The following is an 11,458-nucleotide window of genomic DNA, read 5'->3' as shown; positions in this document are numbered from 1 at the left end:
TGCACATTCAGCCCGGTAACCGGATTGTTGTTCTCATCCACGAATTGAAGCTCAAGCCAGTATTTATGCGGCTCACCGCGACAGTAAACAACCTTGCTTTTGGGCCTGATGCTGGTAATACAGGTGTTGTCGCCAATAATTTCCATGCTGATTCCCTGCACATTTTTATCTATAAATAACATTCCATCGTAACCAGGCGATATTTTATCGTCATTGTTCCGGGACAAAGAAACGACTGATTCTGTCAGACATGGTGGTTTACGCTGCTGGAATAGCCGCCTTTACCCTGAGAATAGTCTGTCGGGTCGTTCCAAATTCACGGGCCACTGCACTCACAGACATTCCCGTACTGAGCCGTTCCAGTACCGATTTTTTCTGTTCATCATTCAGGGCAGAGGGGCGTCCAAAGCGTTTCCCTGATGCTCTGGCCCGGGCGATACCCGAGTGTGTGCGCTCAAGCAGCAGATCGCGCTCAAATTCCGCTACGGCAGAAATCACCTGCATGGTCATTTTTCCGGCCGGGCTGGTGAGATCCACGCCACCCAGTGCCAGGCAGTGAACCCGAATATCTGACGCAGCCAGCTGTTCCACTGTTTTTCTGACATCCATATCATTTCGTCCAAGACGATCCAGTTTGGTGACAATCAGCACGTCACCATTTTCCATTCTGTCGAGCAGACGGGTAAATCCCGGCCGCTCACTGGCAGCAACGGAGCCACTGATGTGCTCCTCAATAAGCCTTTGGGATTTGACGGCAAAACCGGCAGCTTCTATTTCCCTGCGCTGGTTTTCCGTGTTCTGCTCCAGTGTGGAAACGCGGCAGTAAGCAAAAACGCGTGACATAATGAAATTTCCGTCCGAAAAGGATGTACGGATTATAATGTGTGTCCGAAATAAATTTCACTTACTTTCGGACAGTATTGAGATCCAGTGTACGAAACCGAACGGTTCTGGACACTATCAGGCTGCCAGCGCCAGCCGTTGATCCATGTTCAGTTCGATACGACCATATGGATTAACATGGTGGTATATCAATGGCGTCAGACCACGCCAGTCTTCTTCTGTCATTCGATGCTGCCAGACTGGCTCAGCGAGCACATTCTGAATCAACAAGGTATTGATATAGACCAGGCTGATTTGCAATAGGTGTAAAGAGAGCATCGACAGTTCCTGATCCGCAGGCCGGTTGCTGGTAAATTCTCCGTGTTCACCATAAAAAATAAAATTATTGGCGCTGTTCCAGTTTTCCACGACGTTGAGACCCGCATTAATTTCGCAACGCAGCGACTCATTCTGCAAATAACGGCAGAGGAAGATAGTCTTAATCGCTTTGCCCAGCTCCGCGAGTGCCTTATAGGTTGGATGCTGAATGTTATTGCGGGTGAATCGTCGTAATATGGCCTCGGGTTCGGCTGTTCCGGTTTTAAGTGCCGCTGTATATTTAATTATCTCGTCATACTGTTGTGCAATAAGCTCCCAGTCGATCCCCCGGGTTAAAACCGGCGTCAGATGCGGGTACAACAAGGCATCTTCCTTTTCACACACATACAGTTTCTGTCGGGCGATCGCTTTCAGGCGCGGCAATAAATCGAACCCCAGCACATCACTGAACGCAAAGGCCACCTCACTTTGCCCGTGGCTGTCCACATACTGGTGGTTTATTTCCATATCGGTACAGTGACGCAGAACTCCTTCCATCATCGCGGCCACCTCCGATGAGGAACAGCGGCGCAATTGTGAATAAATACACGTGGAGTGCGTATCGACATGCCAGTAAATCATCACACCGCGCCCGCCATAGCGGGCATGCCATTCTGTCATCAGATTCTGATCATACGCACCAAACTTTCGGGAGTCCGCAGCACAGGATGTCGTCGCATTTCCCCAGATAGCGGGCTGACGAATACGGAAAATACCGTTCACAATATGTGAAATCGCTGAGCGTAAAGCATCTTTCTGAATAAACCGCCGTTTAACGTAGCGCAATTCATCATAGTTAACGCGGGGTTGCTGGCTGGCGATACGCTTCAGGCCTACATTGGTACCGAGGCCAAACAGACATAATAACAGGCGGCGTTGTAATACCTCAGGCTCAAGAACTTCCCGACTGGCAGATGTGCGAAATAACGACGAGAAATGTTCCCGTAAATCCACCTCCTTGAGTATGTCTATCAACTCCAGATCGGCCCAACGCTGGCCAATCTCCTGCTTCAGCGCAGCGGTGTTGGGTGGCTCAGTTTGTTTATCCAGCGGCGTCAGGTGGATACGATTTTTCCCCTGTTCCCTGATGCGAAGTTTGGGATTATCTGGCAAGCCATTATTCAGGGTACCGAGCCACTGGCGCATCCTGCCTTTGATCTGATTAATAAAGGTTGTCGCATCAGTAGGTGCCTGCAACAGGGAATAATAATATGCGCGGTTAGTGGCAAAATCGGCAGGGAGATCTTCTGCCGGATCACGATAGCGATCAGCGGCTGTGACCCAGATTTCTTTGTTGCGCAGGCTTTTGCGTAAAGCCCGTAAAACACAAATTTCATAGTTGATACGATTAATGCGTTCTTCACCGGACTGGCTCTGTACGATGACAACATCCCGCCATTTTTTCTGAATAATACCGTCAACAGGCACATCACCCACCGCATAGAAATTCTGATTGCTGGTTCTGTTTTCCTTAATAATCTGGATAGCATCAATAACGGGCCGATACAGGGCGTTGCCGGACTGAAACTCAAGCCGATCCAGTACCGGCATCAACATCCGGCGATAGTGGCTACCGTAAGAAGAACGCATGGATTCCTGTACTTCCTGCTCAGTATTTACCCCCAGCGTTTTAAATTCATCGACCAGATTTTGCAGCATTTTCTGTGAGACAACGGGATAGACAACCTCCTTTATGACGCCGTCCGGCTGGTCAACAGTGGCCTCGGCCATGCGGAACAGCAAACGCGCCTTGCCCCTGACTTTTTTAAACGCCGCAAACTGCTTTTTATCGACCTTTTTTTCAGCCCGGGTGCCAAGGTTATGGATTAGCACCATCAACATCTCAATCAACGCATCGGTCAGCTGCTGGCGGCGACGCCAGCAAAACATAGCCACCATACTGTAACGGATCGCTGAAGGGTGGCGACGAAGCTCCCTGATCGATTCACTGGCACACCGTTGTTGAAACTGCACGATGAATTTAGGGGATATGCCCTGAAAAATATTCGGCTGTAGCGCAACACCATCAAGGCATTTTAGCTGGGCGATGACGGAAAGGACATTCTCCAGGCTGGGCTTTCCCGGGTCAGCTTTTAGGCCGCTGAATGTGACTTCGTTTACCCGGGCAGTGCCCGGTTCTTCGGCTGACAGTAGATGATTGATGGCAACCTTGCTGTCGAGTGAAAGTCGGGTAAATATGGTGTTTTGTTGCGTTGTTTCGAACTGGTGTACGGCTGAACGAATAATCCGCTCCAGGTGCTCGGCAGCCGGACGTTCAATCAGCTGTTCCTGACACCAGTCAGTAACAAGTTCGCTGCCGTGTACAGCCTGCGGATTTAACGGGAGAATAAACTCGGTTAACCAGGTGCTAAGTCGTGCAATGTCAGCTTTATTGGGGAGTCTGACACCCAGATAGCGACGAATATGTTGTCGGTGTCGCTGAGCCTGCCGTCCATGAAACGGATAGTTTTCAAGGGATACAGCAGCGCATCCGATCTGCTCAGCACAGCAATAGCATGTACGATACCTGAAGGGAAATCGTTTATTGATTCAGGGTAATGGCCCTGTACCTGTCGGAATTTTAGTTGAATGGCAAATCCCAAACGCCCCGTATCGGTCATTCCCGGTAACAGCGAAAGCTCGTCAGCAAGCAAACGCCACTCATCCCTGTCATCAAAAGTCTGATCCTGTGACATCATCCCAACTCCCTGAATCATCAATGAGTAATCGCTATGGCAACCATTTCACAGGTGACTGATTTTTACTCAGATCCAGTTCAAAAAAGTCAGATGTCGCATTTTGCAGCTTCGCTCCCACTAGGCCAGATTTTGTTTCTGAAATCGATCTCAGACCAACGGGCGAAACGCAATTCGCTGGAACGGATGAACAGGTGCAGGGTGAGCGATACTGCCAAACGGGTTAATTCTCGCCCTTGCTTGTAGTTCTCAATGCGGGTTAACAGTTCCGGTAGTTTCTCCAGCGGAAGGGCAGGGTAGTGGCGTTTAACCGGAGGGGCGATAATACCGTCCAGATTTGCCGCCGGGTTGTGCTCTATTAATTCCTGATGTACGGCATGACGCATGATGTTGCACATATGCTGCCGGGTACGAGCCGCCACTTCCAGCAAACCTTTTTTCTCAATCCCTTTCAGCAGGTCAATAAAGTGACGGGTTTTCAGTTCTGTAACAGGCAGGTGTCCAATTATTGGGAAGATATGACTATTCATGCTGGCGAGCAGACGGGCGGCATGGTTCTCTGACCAGGTTCGGTTGCTTTTATGCCAGCTCAATGCCACGGTCTTGAAGGTTTTTTCTGGTGAGGAAGTAGTTCGTTCAGCGGATCGCTGTTGTGCTGGGTTGATATTCTGCGCCAGCAATTTTCGAATACCGTCACGTTGCTGACGAGCGTCGGCCAGAGATACATCAGGGTAGGCACCTAAGCCGAGGCGGGATTCTTTTCTATTGATGCGATATTTGAGATACCAGAGACGTGAACCGCCTGGATTAACTAAAAGGTACAGACCATGAGAATCGGAAACTTTGAAGGGTTTTGCTGATGGTTTTAAGTTGCGGATTTTTGAGTCGTTAAGAGACATTTGGGGGTCACTCCGTCATCGAACCAACTTGACCCCAAATCTGACCACCAAATTCTCCCGCTGCGGAGGAAAAATTGAAAATGCACCGGGAAGATTTTTCACGCCAGCTTATTGAATCAGAATCACATAATGAGTCGCCGAGCTGTATGAAAAGCAAGAAGCCCGCGTAAGTTTCCTTAAGCGGGCTTCTTTAATATGGCTCCTCTGACTGGACTCGAACCAGTGACATACGGATTAACAGTCCGCCGTTCTACCGACTGAACTACAGAGGAATTGTCGTGAAGACGGGGCGAATATTAACGGCGGCTGGCAGGGTTGTCAAAGCCATTTTAGTGCTGCCGGCACTGAGTGCTGAATATTTCAGCGCCCGACTGGCGGGAATAGCGGATACGGGTAATGGGGAAGGTACTCAGCCACTGTAATCAGCGGCTGAGCTGAGTACCGAACCCGTACCTCAGCCGTGCGTGGCGGGAATACGGGTAAAATTTAGCTGTCCTTTGAGCACGCTGTTTCACGAAACCGAGAATACCCGCGTTCCATCAGACAGAACAGTGCCCCCAGCGTCCCGACAAAAAAAACCGGCGGCCAGTCAGTCAACCATGACAGGGCAATCGCGCTCCAAACTACAGTCAGGGAGATTACCACCGATAATAACAGGGCGCTGGCTGGCCGGCTGCATAATGAGCGGGCAATTGCTGGCGGGGCAATCATCAGGCTGAAGACCAGCAGGGAACCCACCACTGGTAATGCAATACTGGTGGTTAACGCCAGGATCGCAAGGAACCACAGCTCGGTATTACGCAATGGGATCCCTCTCACTGCCGCCAGATCCGGTGAAAACGAACTGAGCAGCAGACGGCGGAAAAGTGTTGCGATCATCAGTACGGCAACCAGTGCGCTGATGGCCAGCGGTAACAGCTGTGAACGGCTGATACCCAGTAAATCACCAAACAGTAACGAGTATACGGATTGCACATAACGGCCGCTCAGGCTGAGCAACAGTGTGCCGATAGCCAGCAGAGTGACCAGACACAAAGCTGTAGCCACTTCCCGGTGATGATGGCGGCCGAAGGTATGAATACCTAATGCGCCCAGTACAGAAAATAACAAAACTCCGTAGAACGGATTAACCCCCAGTAAAACGGCGGCTGCGGCTCCCGGAAAAGCACTCATCGGCAGTGCATGGGCGGTAAATGAGGCACCACGCAGAATCACAAAAAAACCCACCAGCCCGCAGACTATTGCCACCAGACTGGCGGCTATCCAGCTGGTAAACATAAAACCGCTAAACATGACGCTTCTTCCTGAAAAGTTGGCGGAAAAAACCGATCCCCCGCGGGAACAGGCCGCTGACTGCCCAGCCGGTAAAAATAATACTGACGATAAAGAAGCTGACCGGCCAGCCCTGACTATTGGTCCAGTAGAAACTCTGATAAGCCATCCAGATACCGAGCCAGACCGATAATAGTCCACTGAGCGCTGCCAGACAGACAGCAGTCAGGGGCGATCGGCTAAAGCGCAGTGCGATAGCTGCCGGGCCGGTCAGTAATGCGGTAGACAGAATAGCGCCGACGGTCATTGACGATAGGGCGACGGCCAGAGCGAGAGCTGCCAGTTGCATTACCCCGACCAGCCGTACATTAATCCCGCGCATCCTCGCCAGGTCCGGGTCAATGGCACACAGTAATACCGGACGCCAGATTAAGATCAGCAGCAGCAGAGCACATCCGCCGCAAATGATAATCCACGGGACAATCGCGGCCGGCAGGGTCCAGACAGAACCGAACATGACCGATAAGGTTGCACCGGAAGAATTATGTTTTCTGACCGCAAAATAAAGGAACAGGGCCGAAAAACCCAGTCCGGCACTGAGTACTATGCCGGTTGACAGGCTACGCTCCCGGCTGTGACGTGCAGCACTGAGTTCAATACCAGCGGCTCCTGCCAGCGCCATAATAGTAAATCCGGCCAGGGCATTTATTCCGAGCAGAAAAGCGGCGGCGCCTCCGGCACTGCTGATATCCGATAACGCATGCCCGGCAAAAGCATGACCACGGATTAACGCAAAGACGCCGGTGATACCGCATACCACTGCAGCACCGCCACCGACGATCAACGCTGTTTGCACCGGCTGGCTGCTTAAGAAACCGTGACAGAGAAAAACAGAAAACATACGCAGAGACCTAAGGAACAGAGGTGACATGGGGCAACTGATCATCGGCGGGAGCGGCCAGCGCGGTTGCGGGATCTGTCGCGACCACCAGCATCCGGCCATGCACACGGATGACATCAATATGATATCCGTATAAACGGCTAAGTACGCTGGTGCGGATCACCTCTCCGGCAGGTCCGCTGGCAGCCCGGCCATTTGCCAGATACACCACACGATCCATGACCGGGAGCAGGGGATTAATATCGTGAGCAGATAACAATACCGATACCTGCTGTTCACGGGCCAGACGTTTCAGCAAACTGATAATGTCCGCTGCTGCAGCCATATCCAGATTAGCCAGTGGCTCATCAAGCAGTAACAGGCGCGGACGACGGGCCAGGGCATGAGCGATTAACACCCGTTGCTGTTGTCCTCCCGACAAACGTCCGATCCGCTGGCTGGCGAAGCAGAGTGCATCTGTTGCTGCCAGCATCTCATCAATAATTTGCCGGTGACGACGGGGCCGCAGGCTGAAGCCGGGACGATGTCCGTCGAGGCCCAGAGCAACCACATCCCGTGCCGTCAGAGGGATATCAGGATCAAGGAAGTTTTTCTGCGGAACATAGCCCGCAGCGGCTAACCCCTGTTGAACCTGACCGCCATTTAACAGTATTCTGCCTTCACTCAAGGTCTGCAGGCCCAGTAATGTACGGAATAATGTTGTTTTTCCTGAGCCATTAGCCCCGATAAGCCCACAGAATTCGCCCTGACCAATATCGAAATTCACATCATGCAGTACCTGCCGGCCGGGGTAACTGACCCCCAGCCCGCGGACGCTCAGAACCTGAGACCTGTCAGACATATTACTGTTTTCCGGCCATCAGAGATTCGGTTGAGGCCTTATCAGTTAATGCTTTGCGTAATGCTTTTACTTCCGCCAGCATCCAGGACTGGTAGTGATAGCCGGGCTCAGGCATGGTTTCATAGACACCCACCACCGGCACATGATGTTCCCTCGCCAGGCTGAGGAAATGGCTGGTGACAGGATCGGTCACTTGCTGGTTATACACGAAAACCCGCACCTTATTACCTGACAACAGAGCATTCTGTTCGCTGACTAACTGAGGGGCCGGGTCGACATCATTCATAATGCCGTATTCAAGTGCTTTGGGCGTAAGGATCTTCGCCCCCATAGCCTCCAGCAGATAGTCGCCTACCGGCTCGGTAACCGCAACCGGCGTATCAGGGAAGTCAGTCCTGAAGGCACTGATTGCCTGATCAACCGGTTGCATTGACTGACGGAATTTTTCGGCATTTTTACGGAACCAGGCGGCATGGGCCGGTAATTGTTCGGCGAGTTGTGTTGCAATCGCCTCTGCAACCACAGGCATGGTCTGAGGTTGATACCACAGGTGCGGGTTAGCCGTATTTTGTGGCAGATTTAACAGGGAGTGGACATTGATTACTTTACGTGCAGCATTCGGCGACGCTGCCATCAGTTTATCTGCCCAGTCATCATAACCGGCACCGTTTTCGACAATCAGGGTCGCGTCCGCTATCTGTCGTGCAATCCCCGGGCTGGCTTCAAAGGTATGCGGGTCGGTATTCGGGTCTGAGATAATCGAGGTGACATCGACATATTTTCCACCAATCTGACTGATGACATCGGCATACTGATTTTCAATACCGATAGCATGTACGACTGATGTTCCGGCGGCTATGCTCTGTGGGCTGGTGGTTAGCAGTGCGCTAAACAGTGTCATCAGGGCGAAAAACGGTTTTTTTGCCCTGCGTATCCTTGCGGCGGAATCCGCAGGTGAAGAAATATCAGCGACTGATTGTTTAAATTCTGGCATGAGCATCCCCGTGATAATGCGATAGATTATTTTAAGTATGTTATAACATAACAAAATGATACGATGCTAATCCTATACTTTCTGGCTGTAGTGTCAATAGGGCGGGGAGATGAAAAGGGCGTACCCCGGTAAGGATCCCGGGATACGCAACTGAAATTGTCAGCGGGAAGGGGTCTTCATAAATGCAGCAACTACCAGCGAGATAAGGCATCCGGCGGCCAGGTAAACGGCAACACTGTGCCATCCTCCGGCAGACCAGCTGACCAGCGCGGCAGCGATGAACGGGGTGAAACCACCACCGACCACACTGGCCACCTGATAACCAACCCCGGCGCCACTGTAACGGAATCCGGTACCGAACATTTCGGTAAACATCGGCTGCTGTACACAGACCACCATATCATGGGCAATATTGGCCAGCATCAGAGAAAAAAAGATGATCCATACTACCGACTGAGACTCCAGCGCCATAAAGAACGGGACAGCGCACACAGTGCCTGTTAACGCACCACCAATATAAACTTTCTTGCGCCCATAGGTATCGGCCAGCCAGGCGAAACAGGGAATAGTCAGGCAACTGATAGCACCGACCAGCAGCCCGATATTCAGGAATAGCTCGCGCGGAAGTCCAAGATTCTGCGTGGAATAATTAAGCGCAAAAGTAGTCACGATATACATTGTCAGAAGCTCACATAACCGCAGCGCAATAATCTGCAGAAATGCACCGGGGTGTCTGATCAATGCCTGCAATACCGGTAATCCTTTGCGCGGGGGGCAAGAGTTTACCGGTAATGCCTGTTGGCGGAACGCGGCTGACTCCTGCATGCCGTTACGGATCCAGAGTGCACCGGCAACCAATAACAGGCTGAAAATAAAAGGAATGCGCCAGCCCCAGCTCAAAAACTGCTGGTCAGTAGTAAAGTGACTGATCAGTGATACCAGTCCGGTAGAGAGTAACAGCCCGACACCGTAACCGACCTGAACACCGCTGCTGTAAAACGATTTTTTCTTCTCAGGGGCGCTTTCTACTGCCAGCAGAGCGGCCCCGCCCCATTCGCCACCGACGGCAAATCCCTGAATTGCCCGCAGGGTTACCAGCAGTACCGGCGCCAGCCAGCCAATCTGAGTAAATGAAGGCAGCAGACCGATAGCTGCAGTTGCGCATCCCATGATCCATACGGTCATCACCAGCATTCGCTTCCTGCCCAGTCGATCGCCGAAATGACCAAAGATAATGCCGCCTAACGGGCGGAATAAAAAGCCCACACCGAAGGTGGCAAATGCGGCCAGCGTACCCATTGCCGGGCTGATTTGCGGGAAAAATTCATGATTGAACACCAGAGCCGCGGTGATGCCATATAACAGAAAGTCATACCAGTCGACGACTGCGCCGGAGAAGCTTCCCCAGGCGGCACGTCTGGCCCGGGAGAGGGTGTCACCATTTGATCCATGGCTGTCTGATGTAAGTGTTGAGTCCATAGTTGTCCTGCCAGTAATTAGTTTTTTTTATCACTTTTCGGAATGACACCGCGCTATTATCGTCAGGGGGGCATTCAGGGGTAAGAGACTAGCGCGACAGAGAGGCTGTGAAAACAGTTTTACTGCAGTTTTGAAGATAAAATATAAAAAAGAGTTATATCAGCAATCAGACAACAGCGACCGGTGTGGGTAAAACGAATGACTCCGGCGGAGGGTAAGAATTTACGGCGCTGACTGCTGAGTAATCTTCCGGAGGAGGACAGTATTTCCACGGCGACACGACGATTGTTACATTAAATTTGGTTGTGATTCGTATTACTGTCAGAATGCGGGCTTATGATAAACAAGGATAGCAGTGTACTCAGGCCAGACAAAGGGAGTGTAAATATGAAATCAGTCGCTGAATGGCAATCCCTGTTTGACCAATGGTTCAGAGCTAACTGGGACCATCAGGATAAAGCTCATGATCTGGCGCATCTGCAACGCGTCTGGGCCAGTGCCCGTAAAATAATGGCCGGTACTGAAGCCAGCCCGTTGATTGTACTCACGGCATGTTATTTCCATGATATTGTCAATCTGCCTAAAAATCATCCGGAACGCCATCTTGCCTCACGTTATGCAGCCCGCGAGACTCTGCGTGTACTGCAGGCAGATTTTGCCGATTTTCCCGGTGAACTTTACCCGGCGGTCAGCCACGCCGTAGAAGCCCATAGTTTCAGCGCCGGAATCCCGGCACAAAGCCAGGAGGCGAAAATAGTGCAGGATGCTGATCGGCTGGAATCACTGGGGGCGATTGGTCTTGCCAGAGTGTTTTATACTTCCGGGGCCCTCGGCAGGGCACTTTTTGACAGTGATGATCCCTTTGCCCGCCAGCGGCCGTTAAATGATGTGCAGTGGTCACTGGATCACTTTCAGACAAAGCTGCTCGGTTTACCGGCGACGATGCATACGGAAACCGGCAGGGTGCTGGCCGAATATCACGCGTCATTCCTGGTTGAATATATGGCCAGGTTAAGCAGCGAACTGTCCGGGGGACAGCCGCAGCCGGATCAGAATATTCAGCAGGAATTTATGGCAAAAATTATCCCCGGAGTAACCCCCGGCTGACGGACCGGTGGCCTAAACTGGTCTGTCACGTTCAGGAGTATTTGTCAGTAAAGCGGCGGGCAGTAAATA

The 11,458-nt window shown here is 51.6% G+C and carries 8 protein-coding genes, 1 tRNA gene and 2 pseudogenes; 2 read left to right on the top strand and 9 right to left on the bottom strand.

What is annotated here, in order from left to right:
* Positions 1-258: 258 nt before the first annotated feature.
* The 4 genes and pseudogenes from JK211_RS14125 to JK211_RS14110 form a co-directional block, all read right to left on the bottom strand.
* On the bottom strand, positions 259-843 hold the full coding sequence (locus tag JK211_RS14125) for a recombinase family protein (RefSeq protein WP_212709313.1): 585 nt from the start codon (positions 841-843) through the stop codon (positions 259-261).
* Positions 844-960: 117 nt separating this feature from the next.
* Positions 961-3,917 (bottom strand): annotated as a pseudogene (locus JK211_RS14120) (Tn3 family transposase).
* Between the two features lie 86 nt (positions 3,918-4,003).
* Positions 4,004-4,795, bottom strand: a pseudogene (locus JK211_RS14115) (tyrosine-type recombinase/integrase); the annotation flags it as partial.
* A gap of 196 nt (positions 4,796-4,991) precedes the next feature.
* A tRNA-Asn gene (locus JK211_RS14110) sits at positions 4,992-5,067 on the bottom strand.
* A gap of 6 nt (positions 5,068-5,073) precedes the next feature.
* Between JK211_RS14110 and JK211_RS14105 the strand changes: the two genes are divergently transcribed.
* On the top strand, positions 5,074-5,217 hold the full coding sequence (locus JK211_RS14105) for a hypothetical protein (RefSeq protein WP_212709312.1): 144 nt from the start codon (positions 5,074-5,076) through the stop codon (positions 5,215-5,217).
* Positions 5,218-5,281: 64 nt separating this feature from the next.
* Here the strand turns inward: JK211_RS14105 and JK211_RS14100 are convergent, their stop codons facing one another.
* The 5 genes from JK211_RS14100 to shiA form a co-directional block, all read right to left on the bottom strand.
* On the bottom strand, positions 5,282-6,088 hold the full coding sequence (locus tag JK211_RS14100) for a metal ABC transporter permease (protein WP_212709311.1): 807 nt from the start codon (positions 6,086-6,088) through the stop codon (positions 5,282-5,284).
* Positions 6,081-6,923: a metal ABC transporter permease gene (locus JK211_RS14095; protein WP_343876842.1), complete on the bottom strand. Its 843-nt coding sequence runs from the start codon at positions 6,921-6,923 to the stop codon at positions 6,081-6,083. The genes JK211_RS14100 and JK211_RS14095 overlap by 8 nt, the downstream gene beginning before the upstream one ends.
* Before the next feature lie 55 nt (positions 6,924-6,978).
* On the bottom strand, positions 6,979-7,809 hold the full coding sequence (locus JK211_RS14090; RefSeq protein ID WP_212709309.1) for a metal ABC transporter ATP-binding protein: 831 nt from the start codon (positions 7,807-7,809) through the stop codon (positions 6,979-6,981).
* 1 nt (position 7,810) lies between these two features.
* Positions 7,811-8,803: a metal ABC transporter solute-binding protein, Zn/Mn family gene (locus JK211_RS14085; protein ID WP_249213288.1), complete on the bottom strand. Its 993-nt coding sequence runs from the start codon at positions 8,801-8,803 to the stop codon at positions 7,811-7,813.
* Between the two features lie 159 nt (positions 8,804-8,962).
* Positions 8,963-10,282, bottom strand: a complete 1,320-nt coding sequence (gene shiA, locus JK211_RS14080) for a shikimate transporter (RefSeq protein WP_212709308.1) — start codon at positions 10,280-10,282, stop codon at positions 8,963-8,965.
* A gap of 387 nt (positions 10,283-10,669) precedes the next feature.
* On the opposite strand from shiA, the gene JK211_RS14075 reads away from it, so the two are divergent.
* Positions 10,670-11,389, top strand: a complete 720-nt coding sequence (locus JK211_RS14075) for a phosphohydrolase (RefSeq protein ID WP_212709307.1) — start codon at positions 10,670-10,672, stop codon at positions 11,387-11,389.
* The last annotated feature ends 69 nt before the right edge of the window (positions 11,390-11,458 follow it).

Origin of the sequence: Tatumella sp. JGM130, from assembly GCF_018257525.1 — a bacterium.
Taxonomy (GTDB): Bacteria; Pseudomonadota; Gammaproteobacteria; order Enterobacterales; family Enterobacteriaceae; genus Tatumella; species Tatumella punctata.
The sequence above is the reverse complement of the archived record's forward strand: the minus strand, read 5'-3'. Positions and strand labels throughout refer to the sequence as shown.

Coding starts and splice junctions, on each gene's coding strand:
- JK211_RS14125 (WP_212709313.1), bottom strand. CDS start 843: ATGTCACGCGTTTTTGCTTACTGCCGCGTTTCCACACTGGAGCAGAAC.
- JK211_RS14100 (WP_212709311.1), bottom strand. CDS start 6,088: ATGTTTAGCGGTTTTATGTTTACCAGCTGGATAGCCGCCAGTCTGGTG.
- JK211_RS14090 (WP_212709309.1), bottom strand. CDS start 7,809: ATGTCTGACAGGTCTCAGGTTCTGAGCGTCCGCGGGCTGGGGGTCAGT.
- JK211_RS14085 (WP_249213288.1), bottom strand. CDS start 8,803: ATGCCAGAATTTAAACAATCAGTCGCTGATATTTCTTCACCTGCGGAT.
- shiA (WP_212709308.1), bottom strand. CDS start 10,282: ATGGACTCAACACTTACATCAGACAGCCATGGATCAAATGGTGACACC.
- JK211_RS14075 (WP_212709307.1), top strand. CDS start 10,670: ATGAAATCAGTCGCTGAATGGCAATCCCTGTTTGACCAATGGTTCAGA.